This is a genomic window from Bradyrhizobium sp. USDA 3256 (assembly GCF_054058275.1).
This window is the reverse complement of record NZ_JBSSAE010000002.1, coordinates 6,774,309-6,799,574: the sequence shown is the minus strand read 5'-3', so window position 1 is coordinate 6,799,574 and position 25,266 is coordinate 6,774,309. Positions and strand designations below refer to the sequence as shown.

Annotated in this window: 16 protein-coding genes and 3 pseudogenes; 11 read left to right on the top strand and 8 right to left on the bottom strand. The window is 60.8% G+C overall.

All coding sequences use genetic code 11. From position 1 onward, the window contains the following. Nucleotides 1–75 precede the first annotated feature (75 nt). Nucleotides 76–363: pseudogene (locus ACVWY5_RS34055) on the bottom strand (transglycosylase domain-containing protein); the annotation flags it as partial. A 500-nt stretch (nt 364–863) separates the two neighbouring features. Between ACVWY5_RS34055 and ACVWY5_RS34050 the strand changes: the two are divergent. Next, entirely contained in the window at nt 864–1,442 is a 579-nt protein-coding gene (locus tag ACVWY5_RS34050) for a hypothetical protein (RefSeq protein ID WP_028337052.1), read from the top strand. A 550-nt stretch (nt 1,443–1,992) separates the two neighbouring features. On the opposite strand, the pseudogene ACVWY5_RS34045 reads toward ACVWY5_RS34050, so the two are convergent. Then, a pseudogene (locus ACVWY5_RS34045) lies at nt 1,993–2,538 on the bottom strand (SOS response-associated peptidase family protein); the annotation flags it as partial. Between ACVWY5_RS34045 and ACVWY5_RS34040 the strand changes: the two are divergent. After that, a pseudogene (locus tag ACVWY5_RS34040) lies at nt 2,527–2,737 on the top strand (c-type cytochrome); the annotation flags it as partial. The pseudogenes ACVWY5_RS34045 and ACVWY5_RS34040 overlap by 12 nt on opposite strands. 421 nt (nt 2,738–3,158) lie before the next feature. Here the strand turns inward: ACVWY5_RS34040 and ACVWY5_RS34035 are convergent. Further along, nucleotides 3,159–4,070 carry a complex I NDUFA9 subunit family protein gene (locus ACVWY5_RS34035; protein WP_028337655.1) on the bottom strand — a complete coding sequence of 304 codons (912 nt, stop codon included), beginning with the start codon at nt 4,068–4,070 and terminating at the stop codon, nt 3,159–3,161. Nucleotides 4,071–4,193: 123 nt separating this feature from the next. After that, complete coding sequence (locus ACVWY5_RS34030) at nt 4,194–4,562, bottom strand: VOC family protein (protein ID WP_028337656.1); 369 nt, start codon at nt 4,560–4,562, stop codon at nt 4,194–4,196. A gap of 261 nt (nt 4,563–4,823) precedes the next feature. On the opposite strand from ACVWY5_RS34030, the gene bfr reads away from it, so the two are divergent. Beyond that, nucleotides 4,824–5,306 (top strand): bacterioferritin, encoded by a 483-nt coding sequence (bfr, locus tag ACVWY5_RS34025; RefSeq protein WP_028337657.1) that lies wholly within the window; start codon nt 4,824–4,826, stop codon nt 5,304–5,306. Between the two features lie 670 nt (nt 5,307–5,976). On the opposite strand, the gene ACVWY5_RS34020 is transcribed toward bfr, so the two are convergent. From ACVWY5_RS34020 to ACVWY5_RS34010, 3 genes are read right to left on the bottom strand one after another with little or no spacing between them, the layout of a single operon-like run. Then, nucleotides 5,977–6,975, bottom strand: a complete 999-nt coding sequence (locus tag ACVWY5_RS34020) for an SIS domain-containing protein (RefSeq protein ID WP_456671787.1) — start codon at nt 6,973–6,975, stop codon at nt 5,977–5,979. 11 nt (nt 6,976–6,986) lie between these two features. Continuing rightward, entirely contained in the window at nt 6,987–7,943 is a 957-nt protein-coding gene (locus tag ACVWY5_RS34015; protein ID WP_028337659.1) for an N-acetylmuramic acid 6-phosphate etherase, read from the bottom strand. A 19-nt stretch (nt 7,944–7,962) separates the two neighbouring features. After that, the gene (locus ACVWY5_RS34010) at nt 7,963–8,901 is read right to left on the bottom strand and encodes a BadF/BadG/BcrA/BcrD ATPase family protein (RefSeq protein ID WP_028337660.1); all 939 of its coding nucleotides are present in this window, start codon (nt 8,899–8,901) and stop codon (nt 7,963–7,965) included. Between the two features lie 119 nt (nt 8,902–9,020). On the opposite strand from ACVWY5_RS34010, the gene nagA reads away from it, so the two are divergent. From nagA to ACVWY5_RS33985, 5 genes are all read left to right on the top strand, one after another. Next, entirely contained in the window at nt 9,021–10,196 is a 1,176-nt protein-coding gene (gene nagA, locus ACVWY5_RS34005) for an N-acetylglucosamine-6-phosphate deacetylase (protein ID WP_028337661.1), read from the top strand. A gap of 1,749 nt (nt 10,197–11,945) precedes the next feature. Further along, the gene (locus ACVWY5_RS34000) at nt 11,946–12,371 is read left to right on the top strand and encodes a YybH family protein (RefSeq protein WP_028337662.1); all 426 of its coding nucleotides are present in this window, start codon (nt 11,946–11,948) and stop codon (nt 12,369–12,371) included. A 239-nt stretch (nt 12,372–12,610) separates the two neighbouring features. Continuing rightward, nucleotides 12,611–15,970, top strand: a complete 3,360-nt coding sequence (locus ACVWY5_RS33995) for an adenylate/guanylate cyclase domain-containing protein (RefSeq protein ID WP_028337663.1) — start codon at nt 12,611–12,613, stop codon at nt 15,968–15,970. Nucleotides 15,971–16,263: 293 nt separating this feature from the next. Further along, nucleotides 16,264–16,503 (top strand): hypothetical protein, encoded by a 240-nt coding sequence (locus ACVWY5_RS33990; RefSeq protein WP_283088656.1) that lies wholly within the window; start codon nt 16,264–16,266, stop codon nt 16,501–16,503. 741 nt (nt 16,504–17,244) lie between these two features. Continuing rightward, complete coding sequence (locus ACVWY5_RS33985; RefSeq protein WP_028337665.1) at nt 17,245–18,498, top strand: Spy/CpxP family protein refolding chaperone; 1,254 nt, start codon at nt 17,245–17,247, stop codon at nt 18,496–18,498. Between the two features lie 757 nt (nt 18,499–19,255). Here ACVWY5_RS33985 and ACVWY5_RS33980 read toward each other — a convergent pair. Continuing rightward, on the bottom strand, nt 19,256–20,020 hold the full coding sequence (locus tag ACVWY5_RS33980) for a response regulator (protein ID WP_050385597.1): 765 nt from the start codon (nt 20,018–20,020) through the stop codon (nt 19,256–19,258). A gap of 35 nt (nt 20,021–20,055) precedes the next feature. Between ACVWY5_RS33980 and ACVWY5_RS33975 the strand changes: the two genes are divergently transcribed. The 3 genes from ACVWY5_RS33975 to ACVWY5_RS33965 all read left to right on the top strand — a co-directional run bounded on the left by ACVWY5_RS33975 (nt 20,056) and on the right by ACVWY5_RS33965 (nt 25,252). Beyond that, on the top strand, nt 20,056–21,033 hold the full coding sequence (locus ACVWY5_RS33975) for a cytochrome c peroxidase (RefSeq protein ID WP_080667311.1): 978 nt from the start codon (nt 20,056–20,058) through the stop codon (nt 21,031–21,033). Next, nucleotides 21,030–23,510 carry a two-component system VirA-like sensor kinase gene (locus tag ACVWY5_RS33970; protein ID WP_028337668.1) on the top strand — a complete coding sequence of 827 codons (2,481 nt, stop codon included), beginning with the start codon at nt 21,030–21,032 and terminating at the stop codon, nt 23,508–23,510. Before ACVWY5_RS33975 ends, ACVWY5_RS33970 begins: the two co-directional genes overlap by 4 nt. Nucleotides 23,511–23,665: 155 nt before the next feature. Beyond that, nucleotides 23,666–25,252 carry a calcium-binding protein gene (locus ACVWY5_RS33965; protein WP_080667312.1) on the top strand — a complete coding sequence of 529 codons (1,587 nt, stop codon included), beginning with the start codon at nt 23,666–23,668 and terminating at the stop codon, nt 25,250–25,252. The last annotated feature ends 14 nt before the right edge of the window (nt 25,253–25,266 follow it).

The window sequence follows — 25,266 nt, the reverse complement described above, 5'->3', positions numbered from 1 at the left end:
AGCAGGTTCTTGGCGGACCTGCTGCGTAACGGTCGAGCCGCCCTGCGGCCGTCCCGGGTGCGTGAAGTTGCCGATGAAGGCGCGGACCAGTCCGCGCTCGTCAATGCCGGTGTGTTGGAAGAAGCGCTTGTCCTCGGCGGCGACAAATGCATTGCGCACTGCTTCCGGGATATCCGCAAGCTTGACCCAGATGCGGCGATTGTTCGGGACGTAAATCTCAGCAAGACGCTCGCTCCTGCTGTCGAGGACTATGCTGGTGCCAGGAAGCCTGAGGTGCTTAAGCTGCGCGACGTCGGGCAGATCCTTGACCGCGCTGTTGTAGAAAGTGATGACCTGACCAAGATCGACCGGAGATTCTTCCATTTTTTCGACCTTGCAGAACTGCCTGTAGGCCACGTGGAGGTCGGCCAGCTTCAGTCCTTTGAGTGCCTTGATCTCGCTGCTCAATGCCTCCTTGTCGTCCATGGCGGTGGCAATCAGATCGTCTAGGTTGATGTCCTCGATGTCGAAAGCCTTGCGCATGTGGGCGCAGCCGGCACTCAAGAGCTCCGCCACCTCGGAGCGGTCACGTACCGCATCAAACTCCGTCTTGACCCCATCCGGCCGGGTACTGACCTGGCTGAAGGCCAGCGCCGTGGCGAAGATCTTGATGAGAATCGAGTCCATGACCTGCTGCCGGTCAAAAAAACCGTCCCGTGAGGTCCCTTCTTGTAGAACAATACTAAACAAGGCTGTTTCGAGGAAAAAGTTCCCGAGACGCCTCCGCCGCTTCCCCGGCCTTCAGCACCGCTCCGACCTGGCCGGGCTGCGGAACCAACGCTGCGGTCAGTGCGTTTTGGAAATACCGCATTGGCAGCGCACTCATGAACGCCTCTCTTCCCGTCGTACTTGCCGCGGCGCTCCTCGGCGCCGCCATAGCCACGATGCCTGCGGACGCTGCTCCTCGAAAAAAGAACACGCGGGCACTTGCCGCGGTGCCCCCTGCAGCTAGCGCCGCTCAGCCCCCTGCGGACAGATTTTTGGCCTGCGACGTCCGGGTGCGCGACTATCTTCGCGAAGGCGGAGCGGCGATACGGGTGACCAAGATCGAAGTGGACGATGCCCGACTGCAGTTGAACATTCATCATGAGTACGGAGAGGCGGGAAAGTCGTCTCGAAAATACCTCCGCGGGGACAATGAAGAAGAAATGCGCAAGAATCTGCGTGGAATATTGGATGAGTTCGCTGCGGCTGCGAAGGCCGCAGCGGCTGGTCGCGCTTGGTATGTGATCGCTGCTCGCAAGGTCATGCCGGAGCTCCGCGACAATTCGGGCGACACCACGAGTCCGTGGACGGCCATCGTCCTCGCGGATTTCGATGGAAAATGCAGACCCATCACGTTCTATCAGACGGTCGAGCGGAACAAGCTCGATCCTGAACTGAGCAAGAAATTGGATGAGTGAAGTTTTGCGCGTGAAGTGATTTGCAGTCGTAGCGACCGCACCTGGACTCCACGAGAGGCGTGGTGAGGATGCTCAATTCAAGATAGCGCCAAATCGGCAATTGTGTGTGCTGTCGGCGGTGAGTATGCCGTATTGGCGGCGAGACTCGGGTTTCGCGCCTAGAGCATGATCCGGAAAAGTGCGAAGCGGTTTTCCGAAAATCGCCATTCAGCTTTGAGATCGCGATAAGTTCCGATCGTTCGTCAGGCATTCAAAGCTCCCAGAGAGAGAGAGAGAGAGAGAGAGAGAGAGAGAGAGAGAGAGAGAGAGAGAGAGAGAGAGAGAGAGAGAGCGCTTCGCGTAGCTGTTGAACGAATGATTTGCCTGATGGCGCAAGAGATATTTCGTATTTTCGTAAGTTTGATTGGCTTGGACTCGCCGAATTGGGTTCACCGATCACTTTGCCTCGTCGGAGCAGTAGGATGGCCTCCGGCCCGCGCGGATGCAGGCCCTGTAGAGCCAAGGAGCGACGAAAGATCCCGCCCAAATGCCGCGGCCGGCAGCTTGTGCTTTACTTTGGGCGTCGGCGACGAGACGCCACCACGGCCTCATGGTGACACCAAGATATCTTCCTTCGCCTCACACCGCGTGCGACGATCACTAGCGCATCGTCGGCCAACGGACGCTGCAGCGCCTTGGCCTCGTCCCATGGCGCGCGCATCCAGACATCGCGCTCCTCGTCGGTTGTTAGGACCGGCATCGCCTTGGGATGGATCGGTGCCACGACTGCATTCGGCGCTGTTGTCAGGAAACCATAGACGAGGTGGGCCCGGGGATCGGTTAGGACTTCGTCTAGCGGTCACCCTTGAACTCGGTCCAGATGCCGGCGAAGGCTGTCAGTGGCCTATCGTTGTCACTGCGAACCAGACGGCGTCCTTTTTCTTGGTCTCCGGGTTCGGCTCCGGGGCGTATTCAGCGAAGTTGTTGAACGGCACCAGGCACCGATTTTCCGGCTTCAGCCAGCCGCGCCAGTGCGGCGATGATTTGTTGCGGATGTTCGTGACGGTGGTCCGCCCGTGCGCGGTGGAGGCGGCAGGCCGGTGCGTTGCCGAACGATGCCTTCGGTGTTCAGGTGCGGAGGGATGCGACCTCATCACCGCGACATATGCGCATATCGGCCCGGAAGTCGCGGATACCGCAAGGCGGTTTGCGCGCAACAATCTCGCCTGTAGCAACTGCCATCTCGCAGCCGGAACGAAGAGTTTGGATTGCCGATGTCCGGCCTGTTTGAATTGTTTCCGCAATACAGTGCAAGGAACCGCGCTAACAGGCCGAACACATGGCTGCTCCGACCACCGCCGCAGGCGTGAAGAAAACCCTTGCCCGGAGCCGTCCACACATGGCCCAAAGCGTCCGGCCTCGATGCTTGCTTTGCCTTCTGCTGCTGGCGGTAGACCGGACGTCCGTGCGGCATGAACCAATCGACGCTCATGACCCATCGCGTCATTTCGCAGCGACGCCGCACTCCAGTCGCTTTCGGACTGAAGCGGATACAGAGCCACGCTCACCAATCCTGATTTAGAGGTACGCGTCCAAGGTCAGTTGACCCCGAACTACCTGCGGCTGCCGACGGCGCACAGCCATATTGCCGCCGTCGAACGCCGGATACGCCATCGCGTCCTGTAACAGCAGCGCGCGAACCCGCCTTCTGAAGCGGATTTAACCGATGAGCCCTCGTCATCCGCACTTTGACAGCATCTTTTGGAGTATTGCCTCAACCGGCTGCGGCGAAATCCCAAGTTCGACAAGGCCAGGCGACGACACGGTATCGATCTGCATCAGCTCCACCTGATTGCGCGTGAGAATCGGGTCCGGGAGTATTTCGGAAGCCCATGCCAGCGCGTGCCAAACGGCGAGCGGGATCGGGACCAGGATGGGCGCGAGGCCAGCCTGATGCGCGACGATTCGGACCAATTCTTCGTAGGAATAAACGCGAGGGCCGCCGCACTCGGAGATCGTCGGTTGCGTCTCGGCTCGCTGGATGATCCGGACAGTCGCCTCCGCCACATCTTCCACATAGGCCGGCTGCAGTTTCATCGAGCCGCGGCCGAACATCGGATAGATCGGCAGTCGCCGGAGAAGATTGAGGATGGTCGTAAGAAACGCATCGTCCGGTCCGAACATGACGGCGGGTCGGACGATTTGCGCGCCGGCAAACGTAGCCCTGACCACCAGTTCACCTTCGCCGCGCGCTCGGATGTACCGCGATTGAGACGCGGCATCGGCGCCGATGCCTGACAAGTGAACGAGTCTTTTGACTCCGGCCCGGTGCGCCTGGGCCGCGACCCGTTGGGCGGACTCGACATGAACGGAATGAAACGTCTCGCGCCCGTGCTCGACGTAAAGGCTGACGGCGTTGACAGCGGCATAAGCGCCGGCAAGCGCATTTGCGACGGACCGTTCGTCGTGAATATCGGCCTGGACGAACAGAAGTTGGGAATCATGCGGTCCAAACTGACTGCGCCCGCGATCTGGATGCCTTGACGCGATCCGGACGGGAAACTCGTGATCGCGCAGATGCTGAACGATGCGGCGGCCGAGAAATCCGGTTCCGCCGAATACAGTGACGGTGCGACCGTTCGTTGCCATCCTTTGATCTTTGCTCGAGAGAACGCGCCATAGCCCGAGCCGAAGCTGACGTCAGGGCGATGGCCGTCTGTCGAAACAATACCCTTTCGCAGCGACGGTTGGAATGCAGGCCGCTTCGAACCGCTATTGGACGGAAGCCCGATGCAAAGGTCGAGCGAAACTGAGTTCGTGGCCGTCGGGGTCAGCTAGGTGGAAGAAGCGCTCACCCCATTCGGCATCGCGGGGCACAGTCGCCGGCTGGTAACCCACCGCGAGCGCGCGTTCGTAAAGTGCGTCAACATCGGTGACGTAGAAGATGACCCGACCCCACCAGGACCAGCGCCGTTCGGCGGGCTGGTCGATGAGGTTGAGGTAGCTCGGACCTGCTCGAAAGCTAGTGAACGACGACCATTCGCCGCCATGCAGGACCTCAAATCCCAGGGCTCGGTAGAATCGGACAGCTCGCGGCATGTCATGGGTGCCCAGCGTGAGCGCGCTTATCCCCTCGATCATGGCCAGAACTCCCTGTTCTACCTCCCTACGCTTTTGAAGTCGCGGCGCAGAGATTAACCTCTCATGTGTGTCGAACGGTGAGCAAGTCAACGCCGAGCGCCCCTTTCCTTGCGTCGCCGCTCACGGCGAGCGGTAGATGCCCCAAGCTGCTCGAACCGAAAGCGCTGACGCTCTAAACTCTCCATCGCGTCGGCCAAACATCAAGTCCAGGCGCCCACACAACCAATCGATCCCAGTGGCACCCGCGAAAAGGAGCGGAGCATGAAGGGCGATAAAGACGTCATCGAATACCTCAACAAAGCGCTGCGCCACGAGCTCACCGCGGTGAACCAGTACTGGCTGCACTACCGCCTGCTCGACAATTGGGGCTACAAGGTGCTGGCCAAGGCGTGGCGCAAGGAATCGATTGAAGAGATGCAACATGCAGACAAGCTCATCGAACGCATCATCTTCCTCGATGGATCTCCCAATATGCAGACGCTGGAATCCCTCCATATCGGGAAGACCGTGAAGGCCGTGCTCGATAGCGACTTGCAAGCCGAATTGTCGGCGCACTCCCTCTACGCTGAAGCTGCGACCCATTGCCATCGGGTCAAGGACTACGTGACGCGGGATCTGTTTGAGCAACTCATGCACGATGAGGAAGAGCATATCGATTTTCTGGAAACCCAGATCGAACTCGTCGCGAGGATCGGACTCGAGCTATATGCCCAGCGTCATATCGGAGAGCTCGACCAGGACTAAAGTGCCAACGACTGCTTTCGGCCCAAATGCGAAGTTGCGGCCAACGGCGAGTACGTCCGGTTATGGGGGGAAAGCGGAAGTGAATGGCCGATTGTTAAGACGGCGCGATTGACCCCAACCGGAAGGGATTCAACGGCACTCAAGCAGTCTGCTCTTATGAATTTGTTTGGCCTCAACCTGGCCTGGATGAACGGATGTCCCTCAAACCGACCCGAACGACCTTAGCGGACATGGCAGCTCGCTGTGGCGCGACTATCGTTGTAGCGGATCATTGAGTTACACTCAGAAGCTCTCGGTTTGCTATTCGGGCATTCCGCCAGAGAAAAATCCGATTGCGGGTCCAGTGCTGGTTTGAGCCGGCAATTGTCGGAATGACCATCTTCCCGCGATATTACGCGTCGCTTGATTGCGGAGCGCGAGCCCCCACGAACGAAAAGTGCACGTATCTGGTGCGGTTTCTGGTGCGCCGGTGGCGCTGCAGGCAACGAGAACGAAGTAAGCTATTGATCTCCTTGGTGGGCCCGGCAGGACTTGAACCTGCAACCAGACCGTTGTAAGCGGCAGAATAGCGATCAGCTTCGTCGCCCTTGCCGCGCATTCGGTCGCTTCTGCTCGCGTTTGTTACGTTTTGACGATGTCGCTCCCGCTTTGGTCGCCAGCCAGCGATCAGTCAAAACGTCTCGGTAACCTTGCTCAGGCGAGGGGGACGATCCGGGTCAAATCCGCGCGCGCATGCCGCCTGCTCGATCATCCGGTAGGCCGGAACGAGCATGGTGATCGGGTCGGTGGCGGGGTCATCCTCGACCAACCAAGGCAGCGAGCCAAGCGGTCCGCCGCAGAGATGCAGCGCGATCTTTTGCTCGCGCAATTCCTCTGCCAGTGCGTCCACCGTGGCCGCCGTTTCATCCATGACACGCATCATGACAACTGGCGTGCGCGACGATAACGCGGCACGTGGCCCATGCTGCAGTTCGGCGGCACTCAGTCCGATGGAGGGCAGGCGCATGATTTCCGAAAGCTTGAGCGCGATCTCCCTCGCCGAGCCCAGGCCCAGGCCCCGAGCCGCCACAAACACAGCTGATGCCTTGACGAGATCATCGGCAATCTCCGACCAGTCGAGCGCCAGCGCGCGGTGCAGGCGCTCGGGCAGCCGGTCGAGGGCTGACCGCAGCGCACGATCTTGCGCCAACTCGGCAACCAGTCCGGCACTGGCGGCCATCGAGCCGATCACGGTCTTCGTCGCCGCCACGGAGTGTTCTTGACCGGCTTCGATCGGAACGACGAATTCCGCTTCGTCAGCCACCGGCGACGACGTCGCATTGACGATGGCAATCGTGCGTGCGCCCGAGGCTCGTGCCGACTTGGTCGCGGCGACGAGATCCGGGCTGCGCCCGGATTGCGAGATCACGATGAACAGCGCATCGCGCAGCATCAAGGGTGTGCAAAATGCCGTGACCACCGAGGGAGCACTTGCTGAAACGGGAAGGCGAAGCCGCGTCTCGACAAGATACCTCAAGAAAACTCCGGCATGCCCGGAGCTTCCCCGACCACACACGACGCACAAGGGGGCGGAGTCAATCCCAATCCGCTGTGCGATGTCGCGCGCGGCGGGTCGGCTGCGAACAATGTTAGCGACAACATCCGCGCTTTCCCCGATTTCGCTCGCCATCGCGGATATCGTCATGGCTCAACCACTCCGCCTCGGCCGCGTCCCGCCGCTCCCTTTGGGAGTCGGTCACGATGCGAGTCACGATTCCTGGCGAGTTCGACAAACACTTGCCGAAGGTTGCCGTCACAGTTCTCCAGAACGGTCTCCGCATCAACCCTGTCGACACCGAGCGCCAGAAGGACTGCGATCTTGATGTCTCCCTCGGCCTGCTCGAGCGAGCGTGCCGCGTGCGACGGATTACAGCGCGCGATTTGCGCCACCATGGCCTCGGCGCGCCGCTTCAGCTTGGCATTGGTCGGCGGCATGTTCACCATCATGCCGCGATATACCCGGCCAAGGCGCAGCATGATTCCTGAGGAGATCAGGTTGAGCACGACCTTCTGCGCGGTGCCCGCCTTCATCCGCGTGGAGCCGGCGATCAGCTCTCGGCCGGTCTCGACCAGGATCGGAAACTTTGCCGATGCCAGCAGTGCGGTGCCGGGATTGTTGGCGACACCAATCGTTACTGCATCGAAAGACCCTGCCTGCTGCAGCGCCGCGACCGTGAACGGCGTTGTGCCGCTGGCGGCTACCGCAATCACCACGTCGTGCGGCGTGAGCCGTGCGGCGCTGATCTGCGTGACTGCATCATCGACATCGTCCTCCGCGCCCTCGATGCTGGTGACGAACGCGCTGTCACCGCCGGCAACGACGAAGCGGACGCGCTCGCGGGGCCAAGCAAAGGTCGGCGTCAGCTCGGCCCCGTCCTGGACCGCCACGCGGCCTGACGTGCCAGCGCCGACATATACAATGCGACCGCGGTCGCCCAACACCGTCTTGGCCGCTTCGGCTGCCGCAGTGATCGCGGGAAGGGCATGGCCGATCGCGGCGACCGCCGCAAGCTGGCCCTCCCACATCGCTTCCATCGCTGACGTCAGCGACCATGCATCAAGGTCGGCAAATCTGGGATCGACTTCTTCGGTGGCCATATCCGTGATCCAAGCACCATCAAACGCGGAACTTCGAAGCCTGTTCATGGTCAGTTTCTCTCTTGGGCGGGTCCAGCTTGCGCAGGTCGAGCCGCCCTCGGGCCACAAGCAGCGCGCCGGCCGCTGCGTCGGCGTCAGGACGCCTCAGGCGGGCGCGCAGATCAGGCGTTAGCCAGGGCGTAATCGCATCCGCGAGCCCGCCCACCAGCGCGAGCCGGTCAATTCCTTTAGCCAGGAACAGATCAAGCAGATCGCCAATGGCATCGGCCGCGCGTTCGACAATGCGGCGGCCGACCGGATCGCCCTGATTGGCGTGCCGCATCACGGTCGGCGCGAACGCGGCGTAGTCGGTGGCCCGGGCTTCTTCAGACCACGCCACGGCCTGATAAGGATCTTGATCGAATGCGCCCAGCACCTCTGCAAGCAATGGTGTCAGCTCGCCGCGGCGATCCGCGGCCCGCAGCGCCAGTCGAACGACCTGCAGGCCAATGTCGGCGCCGCTGCCTTCGTCCGAGACTGGGAAGCCGTAACCGGCGATGCGGATCTCGCTGCCGCCAATCAGGCCGACACCCACCGAGCCCGTGCCGGCCACCACGATGGCCCCGTCCGCGCCGCTATGGGCGCCGAGACAGGCAGCTAGGCCATCGCTGACGAAGATAACGGACGCAAAGGGATGCGGGATCTCTTTGAGCGCCGCTTCCGCGCCCCGGCGACCAATGCCGGCGAGGCCAATTCCGGCGTGCATCCGCGCGAAATCCTCGCGCGTCAGTTCGGACTGTGCGGCCGCCGCTTCGGTGGCCTCCATGATGGACCGCCAGGCCCTGTCGAAGCCAATACGGGTCGTGGCAGGCCCCGAGCTCGCTTCACCGAGTACCCTGCCGTTTTCGTCCTCGACCCGGGCGCGGCAGCGGGTTCCGCCCCCATCGATGCCGAGATAGGTGGTACCTTTTGTTTCCATTAGAAGTTAACGCAAGGATTTAGCTCCGGGTCCCCCAAGCCCGTTGTGTACATATAAGGACCTGTACAGCACGGGACTCGCCTCACGAGTCCGTGATTGCCATTCTCGGATCAGCACTTATGGGCCAAGCTGGGTCTTCCGTGGTTTTCTCGATTGCAGCGCAGCACATCTTTGATGGTGCCGACATGCGCGGGCCGGGGTCGGTCAGGATATCGCAGGGGCGGATCGAAGGCATTACCGAGGAGGCGCGCGCCTCGATCCACCTTCCTCGGGATGCGATACTTGCACCCGGATTCGTCGATGTTCAGGTGAACGGAGGCGGCGGCGTTCTTCTCAACGACCAGCCAACGGAGGCCGGCGTTCGCCGCATCGTCGAGGCGCACCGCAAGGCCGGCACCACGGGCTGTTTGCCAACCCTCATCACCGATCGAAGCGAGGTCATCGAACGATTGGCTGTAGCAGCTCAGGCGTGCCTCGAAATTCCCGGCGTGCTCGGCTTTCATCTGGAAGGTCCGGCCCTCAACAGGTCTCGCAAGGGCATTCATCCGGAAGCCGAGATACGCGTGCCCGATCGGTGCGATCTCGCCGCCATTAAAAGCTTCGGGGACCGCGGTCGCTCCATGGTGACCTTGGCACCGGAATGCGTGCCCGCGTCCATGATCGATGAATTGATCGGCGCCGGATTGCGTATCGCGGCCGGCCACAGCGACGCCACCGCAGCCGAAATCGGGCAGGCGGTCGATCGCGGCGTCTCGGGGGTGACCCATCTGTTCAATGCCATGTCGCAGTTAACCGCCCGAGAGCCCGGCTTGGTGGGTGCCGCGCTGGGAGATGACCGGTTGTTTGCAGGGATCATCTGCGACGGCATCCACGTTGACCGCGCCTGCTTGCGTGTTGCCTTGCGCTGCAAGGGACGCGATCGATTGACACTGGTTACCGATGCCATGCCATTGGCGGGCACGAGCGACCGGCAATTCCTGCTACAGGGAAGGGAGATCACGTTGCACGACAATCGCCTGACTGACCGGGATGGCACGCTCGCGGGCGCTCACCTCACCATGATCGAGGCGGTGCGCAACGCTGTTGCGCTCATCGGAATCTCCCTTGTCGATGCTCTTATCATGGCTTCCCGGACGCCCGCGGCATTTCTGGGCCTTGGGTCCGAGCTTGGACGGATCGCGCCCGGATACCGCGCGGATCTTGTCGCCTTTAATCCGAACTTTGAGGTCGTCGGCACATGGATAGGCGGTGTCGGTTCGATGGGTGAGGCGAACAACGCTTCCGAGCGGGGTTAGATGCGCAACCAGCCCAAGCGGGGGGAGTGTGAGCGCCAAACCTGACAGGGGCCTGACGAGTTATCTGCGCCAGTAGACTGCGTGGTGCACGTCGCCCGGCAATTACGCCCTAGTCAGTGCCCGAAGAACAACCACAGCAGGATGATCACAGGAATTGGCACGCCCAAAAGCCAAAGCAAAACGCCTTGTCCCATCGCGCTTCTCTCCCTTGATTATTTATGCCAATGGCAACTCCGGAAGACGCGTCCACGTTCCTAGCCGGCCGATCGCGTCGTCATCACCGCCGAAGGTGAAGGGCGGATAACGGTAGTCATCCCTTAATGATGAGGCGCCCCAGAAACGCATTGCAGGCCCGCTCGGCTTCAGCGAACGAATTGAAGGGAGATCCGGATACGTGAGCCGCTGGCATATTCAGAAAGTCGGGGCGATATGATGCAACAAAGCCCGGCTCTCCATGCAATCCAGGTCCACTCCGGCTCTCATTGCTGATGACGAATGAATAGTCGTCGCTGCTTGCGATCCATATCTCCAGTTCAGTATCGACTCGGCGGAAGTGTAGGGCCATTTCACCCTCCACAAACTTTGATCCTCCGTGATCATCCACATGGGGCGCTTAGCCCGCTCTTGTGCGGTTGGCCGCTTCAGCCTCCCGCGCTAGCCGTTCGGCCTTTAGGCGCTCTCGATTATCGTGGATCGCTTTTTGCGCTTTGGCGTAATCCGTCATAGCATCCTTCGGCCTGACCGTTTTGAATGCCTTGTTTGCTTCGCGTTCCGCGGCCGTCGGCGCCCGTCGGTCTCGGTCTTTAGCCATTGTTGACCTCCCATTTGGGCTAACTAGTCAACGCGCGGAGCTAGCTTTCGATCCTATTAGCTCGGCCCACGGTCGGCTCGAGGATCTTCGACACCAAGCGCTTTGAGCCACATGGCGCCAATCGGCGCGGTCGCTATCCTGCACCGAAACCCCGTGAACAAACAGCGATAAAGGTGGTCAATCAGGATCGAGTTTCATTGCTCTTGTTGATTGTTTCGGTCGCTGATTACGTTCCGGACGTAGGGTCCTGGGGCGGCAATGGCAGCTGAAACGCTCCTACAAGGCTGATATGAACCTTTGGCTCTTCATCGTTGGGATAGGCGACTGAAATTGCAGCAGATGCGAACGCCCTCCGAGCGCACCATAATCCTAAAGCGATACGTCGTCGCTATGGGCTTCACATTGGCCGAGCATCCGGCTCGAGAATTGGTGCGCGAAGCATTTGCTACCATAACGCACGAGATGCGCCCACTTGATACCTCTGAGCGACAGCGAAAAGGGACTTAGTGCTAAGCTACATGTCTGCTTGTCGAGCGATAGGCGGCAATCGTCTCTTGGGACACCGTCAGTTTTTGGACCCGAAGCCGACATCAGCGCTTGGTGAGGCGCTGTGACTGCCTCAAACGTGCCAGCGCTATGCGCAGGCGGTTGCAGGATGGTGGCGCTGCCTCCTGCGTAGCGGTCCCACATTTCTTTTCTTCTAGATCCCTCGACCAGCTCGAGCCCAGCACGCATCGGATCGTTCGCAATCTCATTGGGATCAAAACCGCTCAGGTCGCTGGTGAGGCGCGCAGCGCTGGTTAGTCAATGTTGCTGACGGTAATTCCCCGGAATTGCTGGCGCGCCGAACCCGGTCTGGGATGCCTCATTCAACGCATCCGCTTCTTGTCAAGTCAACGTCCGCCCTGCATTCGCATCGAACATATTTGGAGATGATCATGCGTAGCATAGCCTTGATGATTGCATTCGTGATCTCGTTTACCGCACCGGCTTTGGCTCAAAAAGCCGAGATCGAGGCCATCAATGCGAAATGGATTGAATTGTTCAACAAGGGCGACTTCTCTGGAGTTGCGTCACTCTACAGCACGGATGCGACCGCATTCCCGCCAGGTTCTGCGATGGTGCACGGCCGATCAGCCATCGAGGCAATGTGGAAAAGCATGGCGGAACAAGTTGGCGATCCGAAGCTCGCAACCCTTGACGTTAAGCCCCTTGGCCCATCCGCGGCGCGCGAGATTGGGACGTTCGCCCTCAAGACCAAGGGACCGACACCGAAGGATGTGACTGGAAAGTATGTCGTGGTTTGGGAGAAGGTCGACGATGATTGGAAGCTGACCACCGACATCTGGAACGAGGGCAACTAGGCATCTCTGTTCATAGCTGTGCTTCGCGCCAAACGCGGCTTTATGTTGAGTTGGCTATTGCACGGTCGAAGGCGCGCGCGATCGGGGCCTCATGGCATCGCTTGGCAGTGCCCACCTTTCGCCGGAGCCAATGTGTTAAACTGGCTGAGATGTCTCGCGATCGGTGCTTCCATTTGCAGATGTGCCTTCGCAGGTCTCTGCAATGTGCTACTCTTATCCCTATTGGCCATAGGTATACCATGACAGGTATTGCAGAGTGGCTGGCATCGATCGGTTTGGGAGAGTACGCCGATCGTTTCGCAGAGAACGCCATCGACCTCTCGGTCGTCGGCGATCTCACGGAGCAGGATCTCAAGGACCTCGGCGTCCTGCTTGGGCACCGGCGCAAGATGCTGCGCGCGATTGCGGCACTTGAGGATGATGTCGCTGAAACGGACCAAGCGACTGCCAAACCAGCGCCGCGAGACAGCGCCGAGCGGCGCCAAATCACGGTCATGTTTTGCGATCTGGTGGGCTCGTCCGCACTTTCGGCCCGGCTGGATCCGGAGGACTTGCGCTCGATAATCGGCGACTATCACGCCTGCATCGCTGAGGTTATCGCCCGGAGTGAGGGCGTTATCGCGCGCTACATGGGGGATGGCGTGCTTGCCTATTTCGGCTACCCCCTGGCGCACGAGGACGATGCCGAGCAGGCGACACGCGCGGGGCTGTCACTGGTCGATGCCGTGGCCAACCTTCAGGCAGATATCGGCACCAAGCTGCAGGTTCGCATTGGCATCGCTACCGGTATGGTCGTCGTGGGCGATCTGATCGGCGAAGGCGCCGCCAAGGAGCAGGCGGTGATCGGTGAGACACCGAATCTGGCTGCTCGTCTGCAGCAGTCCGCCGAGCCCGGTACGGTGCTGATCTCCGAGAGTACGCGCCAGCTCACCGAAGGATATTTCGAATACTGCGATCTTGGCTCCATCGCGCTGAAAGGATGGGCCGAGCCAATACCTGCCTGGCAGGTGCTCGGGACGACTGGAGTGGAAAGCCGCTTTGAGGCTCAGCACAGGACCCGATTGACGCCCTTGATCGGGCGAGACGAGGAGATCGAGCTGCTGTTGCGGCGCTGGCAGCATGCCTCTTCGGGCGAAGGTTGCGTAGTGGTTCTAACTGGCGAGCCAGGTATCGGTAAGTCGCACATCGCGCTGGCGCTTCAGGAGCGGCTCCAAGCCGAACCACACATTACGGTCCGCCATTTCTGCTCGGCGCACCATACCAACAGTGCGTTGTATCCGTTCATCGACAATCTCGAACGTGCTGCCCGGTTCGAAAGAGGCGAAGCGCCGACGGAGAAGTTTGCCAAGCTTGAAGCTCTGCTGTTGCGGTCTGGCGCCGACGCAGATCGTGTGGTGCCGGCTCTAGCAAACCTTCTGTCGCTGCCGATCAGTGATCGTTACCAGCTGCCCGAGCTCAGTCCGCAGAAACGCAAGGAGATGACGTTGGCGGCATTCTCGGCTCAGCTCGAAGCGTTGGCTGCGCGGCAGCCAGTATTCATCATCTTTGAGGATGCCCATTGGTCGGACCCGACTTCGATGGAGCTGCTCACGATTACACTGGAGAAGGTGCCACGACTCCGAGTGCTGCTGCTCATCACCGCGAGACCAGAGTTCGCGCCGCCCTGGCCTGGTCATGCACATGTGACGACCGTCTCGCTTACACGGCTGAACCGACGCAACGGGGCGGCATTGATCGAGCGCGTCACGGCAGGCAAGACGCTCCCGGAGGAGGTCTTGGACCAAATCCTCGCTCGCACCGACGGCGTGCCCCTGTTCGTCGAGGAACTTACCAAGGCGGTGCTCGAAACCGGCTTACTGCAGGAGCGAGACGACCATTACGTGGTCAGCGGTCCGCTACCCTCGATGGCGATTCCAACGACATTGAACGCATCGCTGATGGCTAGGCTCGACCGATTGGCCCCCGTGAAGGAAGTTGCTCAGATCGGCGCCGTTGTGGGGCGCGAGTTCTCGTACGAACTGCTGAGCGTGGTCGCCAAGCTGCCAAGGCAACGGCTTGAGGAGGCGCTTGCCCAGTTGGTTCAGGCGGAGTTGATATTCTGCCGAGGCGAGATACCCCGGGCGGTCTACACCTTCAAGCATGCGCTCGTGCGGGACGCTGCCGAAGCGGGACTTCTGAAGAGCCGACGCGCAGCGCTGCATGCCGCCGTCGCCAACGCTTTCGAGCAACGATTCCCGGAAATTGTGGAGTCCCAACCCGAGACTCTCGCACTCCACCTTACCGAGGCGGGATTGTTCGAAAAGGCGGGAGAATATTGGCTCCAGGCAGGCAAAAAAGCGGCCATGCGCTCCGCCAACCTCGAAGCGATCGCACACTTGCGCAAAGGCATTGAGGTCTCGGCCCATTTGGCCGACGGTGCACTTAAGGACCGGCTGGAGCTTGATTTCCAGTACGCGCTCGGGCCCTGCCTCATTGCCAGCCAGGGGCCGGCCTCGCCCCAGGCGGTGGCGACCTTTGCGCGAGCGCGCGAGCTGTGCCAGCGGCTCGGAGATCCTCCCGAGCGACTACAAATCATGTTTTGGTTGACCACCGCGAGCGTCATTCGTGGCGAGTTGCCGGTCGCCGAGGAAATGATCTCGGTGTTGCTCGATCTTGCGGAGGGGCGGGGCGATCGACCAACGTTGCTCAACGCGATGCGTGGGCAAGGGATGATACGCCTTTTCATGGGAAATCTCGTAGGTGCCCAAGAGGTGATCGAACGGGCCTTCGAAGCGTTCGAAGCGAGCAGCGAGCATGACAGATTGGCGGCGCGTGCTGCCGGCCAGGATGCGGGTGTGGCCGACCTGGCTTTGATGTCATGGGCGTTCTGGCTGCAGGGCCGTGCTGATACGGCACTCGCACGTGTAAATGCCGCCCTTCAGCGTGCCGACGTCATCAGTCATCCGCATTCGCAGGCCTATGGATTCTATTATGCATCCATTCTCCACGCTCTTCGGGGTGACTTCCGAAAGGCACACCGCTATGCCGATCGTTGTCTCGCCTTGTCGGAAGAACTCGGATTCCGGCAGTGGCGAGGATTGGCTCGCGCCACCCGGGGGATAAGCGCCACCTTCCTTGATCCTTCGTCCGCTGCGCTCGAGGAAATCCGCACGGCGATGAACGAATATCGCGGCGCGGGCTATCAGCTTGGCATCACAGCACTCTATGTGCTCCTGAGTGCGGCTTTGTTGTCGAGCCATCAAAGCGAAGCTGCGCTCGAACTGATTGAGCAGGGTCTCGCTACAACCGCCCGCAATAGCGAACGGATATTTGAGGCCGAGCTGTATCGATTGAAAGCGCGCGTATTGCTCGTCCGCGATGCACCGGAGGCCAGCACCGATGCACGATCACTGCTCGATCACGCATTGACAACTGCAAAAAGCCAACGCGCCAAGGCCCTTGAACTTCGAGTAGCAGTAGACCTCGCCAACTTGTGGATCGATCAGGACAGAACCAGCGAAGCGCTCGACCAGCTCGTGCCCATCTATGGCTGGTTCGTCGAGGGTCTTGAAACGCAGGATTTGAAGCAGGCAAAGGCATTACTCGACCGACTGCGGTAATTCCGCCTGGACTGCGGATATTGGAGCTTGGCTCAGCAGGTCGGTCTCAAGGCTGTTTTACCTTGCCGTTACGCAGCCCGCCTTCGACATTCGTGATATGCCTCCTTTACCTCTCGCCATCCCGCCTCATCGTTTTCCGCAGGATTCTCATTTATGAAATGTGGCCCGTCATGCGGCGGACGTTTTCCGTGTTCGTAGTATGCCTTGATTGCTTGTTCAGCAGCGATCCTTCCCAACTTTCTCCCGCTGTCCAGGTTGCTGTGGTTCCATTTGAAACTGATGTGCCCCGGCACATGAATCTCGACTATTGTGCCCTTCCACGGATGCTCCCCGGATTTTGGCTTGTCGTACCGCACGTGATATTTGAAGAGCTTGACATCATCTTCGCCAACGGTCGCTGCGAACAATTGGCAGAGATTTGCCAAGGCATCGTGAAGGTTTTCCGGTCTGCCACCAGTGGCGATGTCCTGCGGCAGGGCCTGATAACAGGTGGTGTCGCGGCCGGTCCGCGTAACGCGAACGTCTACTTCTGAGGCGTGCTGCGAATCCTGGAAGTGGCACCTTTGAGATATGGCGGCCGGCTCTGAAGATGTCCGTTCATTGGGGTAGACCGGAAGTACCCGACTGATTGCTAAAACGGCGCCTTTGACCCGAAGCGGACCATCACCCCTCTGGCACGGCGGGGAGGCGCACGTACCCATACAGAAGCGCTCGACCCAGCAAGGTAAATCGGATTGTCGCCTTGTTGCGTAGCGAGCAAGCGACGGATGGTGAACCCGGAGTTGAGTGCAAGTCCCCGCTGTTGCAGCGGTTCGCTCATCTAGCGCGCCGGTCAAGCCCAAGGCAGCGGCGAGCGCCAAATGAGCGAGAGGATGATTGCGGTTCGCGTCAGTGCTTCTTCGTAGCCAACTGACGGCCTCGGCGTCCGAACCGAGCTGTAGCTTGGCCACGCCCGCAGAACGCATCCACCGGTAGGCGTCAACGTCGCGAGGGGAGAGATGGAAGGCCTCGAGTATATGGTCTTCGGTCTCGACAGCGCGCCCCATATTGAATTTAGCTAAACCAAGGGCAGCAGCATGAACGTCGGCCGAATTCCACGCTGTAATTTCGCTGGTTTGACGTCGTGACCTGACCGCAGGTTCACCCGAATGAAGACGGCGGAGGAACTTTCGGTTTCGCAGCGAGTCATAGTCATGACGCGGTGCTGGCGGCCAAGGAGGGAAGCCAAGGGAGAGATCATGTCAAAGTCCGACCTTGGAAAGTCCGACCTTGGAATGGCTGCTGCCGGCGTTGCACTGGTCGTTCTGGGAGCGCTGCCGAGCGCGGCCGAGGCGGGCTTCCGCCTGCGCGTTGGCGGCCCCGTGAGCGTCGCGCGCTTCGCGATGGCCGGCATGCTGTCGGTCGCAGGTCTCCGCCACGCGCGGATGGCGGCGCACCACAGCCACGTCCGAATGGCTGCTTTAGGACCGCAAGATCTTCGCCCCGCCGCCGAGTCGATCCGCCCGACTGAGCGCGCTCAGCTCACTGCCGTCGCGGCGCTGGCCGGCTGGCACGGCGGCCGAGCTGCGCAAGGCTGGTGGCAGCACTCCGACGGTTCATACGGCTGGGTCGGTCCGCTCTTCTGGCCGTTCGCCTATAGCGATCTCTATGACTACGCGCTTCTCAATGATGGCAGCGGCTTCTGGGCCTATGGCTACGGCGATCTCTACGCCGCGATCTTCTCGCCCTATGCTGCAAGCGATCTCTCAGCGTTTGCGGCCGAGCGCCCCGCCGGGAGGCGGCATCGCAAAGCGCCCTCCGTGCAGGAGCTCTGTGGCGGCGATACGGCCGAGACGACCGGCCTTCCCCTCGAGCGGATTGGCCGGGTGGTCGCGGCGAACGAGGCGCAGCGCGCAGCCTTCGACGAGCTCGCGAGCGCCTGGATTTCGGCCGGCGACACCATCCGCGCCTCCTGTCCAGCACAGGCCGCGACCACCGCGCCGGAGCGGTTCGCTGCTATGCAGAGCCGCGTCAACGCGATGCTGAGCGCAGTTGCGGCCATTCAGCCGCCATTTCAAAAATTCTACGATCTCCTAAGTGATGAGCAGAAGGCGCGGCTCAACACGCCCGAACGCGACCGCCGCGCTAACTCTGCGGCCGCGAAGCTGAAGGAGATGCAGGACGCCGCCTGCCAGGCGAGCCGCGAACCGCAGGACGAGCAACAGGCCGAAAAGCAATACCGCCAGCTCGTCGCCCAGCAATGGCCCCTCGACGACATCGCTGCCAGCCTGAAACTGACCGATACCCAACGCGCCGCGCTCGAAGTGGTGCAGGACACCACGATGGGCACCATGGAAGCCTTAAACGCATGCCCGCCAAAGGACGCGCTCACTCCGCCGGCCCGCCTTAATGCCATAAAGGCGCGGTTGGAAGCGATGCGAGAGGCGATCATGAGCGTGAACGACGCGGTCGACGATTTCCGTTGGAACCTGAGTGACGAGCAGAAGACGCAGTTCGAGGGGCTCGGTCCGAAGAAGCGGGGCGTGTGATTATTCCATCCACAAGCGGCGCTGATCGGCTAAGGCAACACTTCGCGTCGCCTGTCGCATTTGCTAGTCATCCGTTAAGAAGGGCTGGACATGCGAGCATGCGCGATAGGGGCGGGCTCTAAGCAGTTCCAACGCGCGACCGAGGCGTCGTCCAACATGATCTTCGAGGCGCGCACGTGATCAACTGAGCCCCTTTGGATGTCGCTTATTGGCCCTTAGCGGACTAGATTGGCGTCATGGCTGACTTCCGCTTTGCCGGAGATAGCCGACTTCACCGCCAAAGGGAGAGACTGCTTCTGTCGGTGCCTCTCCGTCGGCCGAAGGCGAGGATCGGGGGTGGCACTGTCGCGTCCACTCATCAGCAGGTGAGCTTGCCTGACGCCGATGCGAACTTTCGTGTGAACGAAAACAGCACGTATCTGGTGCGGTTTCTGGCTGCGGGCAACCAGGACCCAGTAAGATACTGATCTTCTTGGTGGGCCCGGCAGGACTCGAACCTGCAACCAGACCGTTATGAGCGGCGGGAGATCGACCGGCCTTGTTGATTTTCCCGCGGTTATGTTTGCGTTCGATCGCGTTTGTTGCGTTCCAGTCGGGTCGTTTCCGGTGCGAAACTGGTGCAGTCCGAGGGGCAGTTCTTGGCGAGTACGCAACACGCTTCCGTATCGGATGAGGGTGCGAAAGACCACCGACTTGCCTGCGTAGCAGTCGACCAAGTCACTGGTCACCGTCTTTCTTACCGCGACCTAGATCGAGACTAGAGGCGATCGACGGGAACGGCGAATACATATCCGACGCCGCGCTCGGTTTGAATCATGCGCGGTGCGCTAGGATCGCGCTCAAGCTTGCGCCGAAGGCGGAGAATTTGCACGTCAATGCTACGATCAAAAACATCCTCGTGAACGCGAGTAGCATGCAGCAGTTGCTCACGACTGAGTGGCCGCTGCGGCGCCTCCAGGAAGGCGAGCAACATTGCGTACTCACCCTTGGTCAAGGCTACTGGCAGGCCGGTGGGATCCGTAAGTTGCCGAATCCTGAGGTCGAGTTGCCAACCAGCAAAGCGAAAACGGCCACGTTCTGGATTTCGCGGCGGTGCCGTTCGTCCGGCATCGAACCGCCGGAGGACCGCACGTACGCGCGCGAGTAGCTCGCGCAGATTGAATGGCTTAGTCAGGTAGTCGTCGGCGCCGAGTTCGAGCCCAACCACCCGGTCGATGTCGTCGCGGCGGTGGCCGGTGATAATGATTACAGGTACATCGGAGTTCAACCGCACTTCGCGCAGCAGATCCAGCCCATCCTCCAGACCCAGCCGAAGATCGAGGATCACCAGATTGACCTCGTTGCCATCAAGTTGATGGACCATTTCCTCACGACTGGTTGCCGTCAGGGTATGGATGCCGTTCTCCTCAAAATAGTTTAGGATCATGCGCTGCAAGGCAAGATCGTCCTCCACAAGGAGAACGCACACTTGGCGATCAACGCTTCCGCAGGGCCCGTGTTCAATCAACGATGAAGCGTTCATTGCATCCAGTCCCTTCAACGATGCCAGCTGCGACAATGACCACTGCAAAAACAAGCAAGACGGCGCATATCCTGCTGGCCCTTTTTTGTCTGACCACTGACTCGATAGCGGCCGCTCAATCACCAGCCCTCCACGCTCACACCGATCGTGAGCCGATCACGCCAATTCCGGTCGCGCCGGTTCAGGACCCACAACGGGTTCTTCTTGGCGAGCGATTGTTTCGCGACCGGCGGCTATCCCATGGCGATACACATAGCTGCACGTCATGCCACGATATAGCGACCAACGGCGCTTCCGCCAGTACCCGCGACGCGCCCGAGGGGCAACCGATGGCGCTCAATACGCCGACGGTATTCAATGCAAGCTTGAATTTTCGCTTGAACTGGGAGGGGAATTTCCGTTCGCTCGAGGAAGGAGTCGAGAGCAGCCTCGGCAATTTTGCGATCATGGCATCGAGTGTTGACGAAGTCGTGAGCAAGCTTCGCGCCGATCCGGAGATGGTGCGAGAATTTCGTGCCGCTTATGGGATAGAGCCCGACCGCACCAGCGTCCTTGATGCAATCGCGACGTACGAACGGTCGCTGGTCACGCCAGGTAGCCGGTTTGACAGGTGGGTTGCAGGAGAAGCCGACGCTATTACTCCCGAGGAGCTGGCCGGCTATCAGGACTTCAAGTCACTTGGCTGCATTACCTGTCACCAAGGTGTTAACGTTGGAGGCAATCTATTTCAGCGACACGGCATTTTTCATCCGTTGGGTTCACCAGAACCCGTCTTGCTTCGCGTGCCCAGCTTGCGAAATGTTGCGACCACAGCACCGTATTTTCATGACGGCAGTGCTGCCACCTTGTCGGAAGCGGTAAGGATCATGGGCTTCGCTCAGCTCGACCGTGTGCTCACGGATCAACAGATCGCGGGCATCGTTGCCTTCCTCAACACGCTGACTGGCAGCTATCGAGGCCAGGCTTTGAGGCCGGCCGCCGTCACTCCACGCAACGGCGGCACCCCCCGATGAAATTCCTCCCCGTTGGCCTCGGGTTCACGCTGCTGCTCGCGCTTCTGACTTGGTTACTGTTGCGAGGAATCGATACGAACGCACCCAAATACGCCATGGCACTTCGCGCGTTCGACGACTACGCGCTGGCCGAAACCTCACTTCATCGCGACGTTCTCCAGGCGCGCGCGGGCCTGCTTCGCGACTACGACAGTTTTTTCGGCGCCGTGCAGGCGATGCGGGGCGCGGTGGCCCAGCTTCGGTCCTACGCTCAAGCCGAGGGACTTGATACGCGGCCGATTGACAGGCTCGAAGCGTCGGTCGCCCAGCAGGAAGACCTGATGGAGCTGTTCAAGACCAACAATGCTCTCCTGCAAAACTCGCTGTCCTTTGTCGCTCTCGTGAGCACCGATCCGGCTTCCCGTAGCCACGACGCTCAACTCGCGCCGACGATGAGTGCGCTGGCGGCCGCGGTCCTCTACCTCGCGCGCGACAGATCGTCGGTTGCCGTCAAGGCGCTCCAGGATCGCATCGACCTGTTCGCTGCGCTGGCCCCCACGGCCGGGCCAGACGCGGACACAGCTCGCGCAATGCTAGCGCACACTCGCTTGCTGCATGATTTGCTGCCCGCCGTCGATGAAACCCTCCGAACCTTCACTGCCATACCCGACGCACAACCCCTCGAAGAGACCCGCGTGCTGTTTGCCCGCGATCGCTCCGTGGTTGAAGCCGGCGAACAGCGTTTCCGGCTGGTTCTGTACCTGGTATCACTGCTGCTGCTCATCATGCTCGCGCTTCTCGGCCTGCGGCTGCGTGCCCGTGCTATCGCGTTGCGAACGCGAGCAGCCCTTGAGCATGTCATAGCCGAGAATTCGACGAGCCTCATCAATTGCTCGCCGGCCGAAGCTACCGAGCGGCTGAAGCAAGTGTTGGGCGAGTTCGGTCGTTTGATTAACGCTGATCGCGCCTACGTAGTGCTCGGCGAAAATCCGGTTCGCGTGCATACCTGGTCGAGGTCCGGAGAGGCGTTTCCACCGGGCTGGCCCCAACGGGCACTGGGATTGTCCGAACAGCTCGGCGTGGCTGAGCCGGACAACGTCGCCGTTACGGATATCGCCGCGCTACCACCTGGTCCAGTCAAGGAAGCGTTGACGAAGGCCGGCGCACGCGCATGGGTCAGCGTGCCTCTCGTCCGACCCGGTCGGCTGATCCGAAGCATCATGGGCTTTGACTACTCTAAACCGATACGAAACTGGAACTATCCGGCGCCGATTGTGCGGCTCGCAGGTGACGCGGTGGCCAATGCGGTCGAACGTGAATTTCTCGAGCGCGACAAGGCGAAACTCACGGTGCGGCTGGAACGGGCGCGTCGAATGCAAATGGTCGGGTCGCTCGCAAGCGGAATTGCACACAACTTCAACAATATCATTGGCGCGATTGTTGGCTACTCGGAGATGATTGAACCGCATCTCACGCGCGGCAGCAAGCCGACCCGGCATATCGAGGAGATACGGCGGGCGGCGGAGCGCGGCCGCGACCTCGTCGACAACATCCTCACATTCGGACGACGGACCGATACACTCACCCGTCCAGTGCAGCTGCGCACGCTCCTGGACGAGGCAGCGTCACTTCTGCGCGCCTCGTTTCCCTCCGGCGTCGAGCTCGTCTTCGACGAGGTTTCGCCCGACCTCGCGGTATCGGGCCAGCCAGCGCAGCTGCAGCAGGTCATTATCAATCTATGCACCAATGCTGCGCAGGCGATGGCGGACGGCGGTTGCATTCGCGTGACCGCGGTGCACCGCGAAGTGACCACGTTCCTTCGAATGAGCGACGGTGAACTCTCGCGGGGCCGCTATGCATGCATTGCCGTCAGCGACAGCGGACGTGGATTCGACAAGCGTGTGGCGCGCCGAATATTCGAGCCGTTTTTCACGACCCGATTGGGAGGCACCGGCCTCGGTCTCGCAACCGTTCGCGAGATCGTGCGTGATCATGAAGGAGCCATCGATGTGCAAAGCGAGCCCGGACGCGGAAGCCGCTTTGAGATATGTCTGCCGGCGCTGGCGGCAGACAGCGCTGCAATGGCCGGGCAGCCATCACTCCCGCTCGGGCGCGGCGAGACGGTGATGATCGTCGAGAGCGAGTCAGACCACCTCCTGCAGGACGAAGAAAGGCTCGCTGCACTCGGATACGAACCGGTGGGGTTCGAGCAGGGAGACGATGCACTCGGAGCATGCCGTTCCGAGCCCGATCGATTCGATGTGTTTCTGGTCACGCAGGGGGCGCAGACCCACGCCAGCCTGGACCTCGCACGGGCTTTACACCGCATCGCACCGCTCAGGCCGGTGCTGCTCGCCGCCGCTTCCACGATCGATGTCAGCGTCAATGCATTGACCGAGGCTGGAATTTCCGAGGTGCTGCGCTGGCCATTGACAAGCAGCGAACTCGCAGCAGCGCTGGCGCGTAGCCTTCGCAGGTCCGGCACGTTACAATTGTAACACGATAACCATCGCCTGAAATCCTTTCGTAGCGGGGAGCGGCCACTCTGGCGGCTCAACTTTGTACGCGCGTGCGCAGATTGCCGCGGACGCGAACAGAGCAAGCAAGCGCGCGCAAATGCGCTGACTATCGATTTTACGAAAGGATCATCATCATGGCTACTACAGCTTTCCTTCGCGCCCGCCAGCTGACAGTGTTCGGCGACAACCTCAACAACACGATCATCGCCAGCCGCGATGCGGCCGGCAACGTCCTCGTTAACGGTGGGGCCGTACGCGTCCTGGGCGGCACCTCGACGGTTGCCAACACGTCACAGATTCAGATGTTCGGCCAGGGCGGCGACGACACGATCGCGCTCGACGAGGCAAATGGCCCGCTGCCGGCCGCCCTGATGTTCGGTGGCGCGGGCAACGACGTGTTGACGGGCGGTTCCGGCAACGATCAGCTCTTCGGCGGCTCGGGCAATGATACGCTCCTCGGCAAAGGCGGTAACGACCTGTTGTTCGGCGGCTCGGGCGACGACACGCTGACCGGCGGCGCCGGCGACGACCAGATGTTCGGCGAGGCCGGCAACGATCGCATGATCTGGAATCCGGGCGACGGTACCGACCTGATGGAAGGCGGCGATGGCAATGACACTGCCGAGGTCAATGGCGGCAACGGCTCGGAGACTTTTACCATCACCGCCAACGGATCCCGCGTGCGTTTCGATCGCACCACCCCGGGTCCGTTCTCCCTCGACATCGGCACCACGGAGAACCTTGTTGTCAACGCCAACGGCGGCGACGACGTCATCACGGCCGGAAACGGCCTTTCCCCCCTTATCCGGCTAACCATCGATGGTGGAACGGGCAATGACACGATCACCGGCGGCGACGGCAACGACAGGCTGCTCGGCGGCGACGGAAATGATCTGATCACGGGCGGGCGCGGCAACGACACGGCGCTGCTCGGCAACGGCGATGACACGTTCATCTGGAATCCGGGTGACGGCAGCGACACTGTCGAGGGCGATGACGGTACCGATGCGCTTGTGTTCAACGGTGCCAACATTGCCGAGCAATTCACTGTATCCGCCAATGGTCCGCGCGCCAGGGTGACGCGCGACATCGGCGGTGTCGTCATGGATGTCAATGGGACCGAGAGGATCGACATCAACACTTTGGGTGGTGCCGACACCATCACCGTCAACGATCTCAGCGGAACCAATGTCGACCAAGTCAACATTAACCTCGGCGTGAACGGAAACCCCGACAACGTGGCCCAGACGGTCGTCATCAACGCGACCAATGGCGATGACGTGATCTCGATCAACAACGAGAACGGCGCGGTGACGATATCGGGCCTCGCCAACGAGGTGAGGATCGCCAATTTCGACGCCAACGATACGATCGTCGTCAACGGCCTCGGCGGTGACGACACCATCGTGGGTGCGGGGCTAAGCGGCATGAAGCTCGTGGCCAATGGCGGCGATGGCGACGACGTTTTGATCGGCAGCCTCGGCAATGACACGCTCGCTGGTGGCTCGGGAGACGACGTGTTGAATGGTTTCGGGGGACAGGACGTCCTGGACGGCGGTCCGGGCGCGAACACTGTTCTTAGGTCCCCCACTTCGAATGCTGCCTTGCTCAGCCAGTTCATGGCTTCGAACTTTGCGTCGGCGGGTGGCGGCGAAGGCGCAATACCGGTTGCTGATCAATCGCCCACCCAACAGCCGTTGCTGGCGCACCCCCACGCCTGACCGACCGTCGCCCT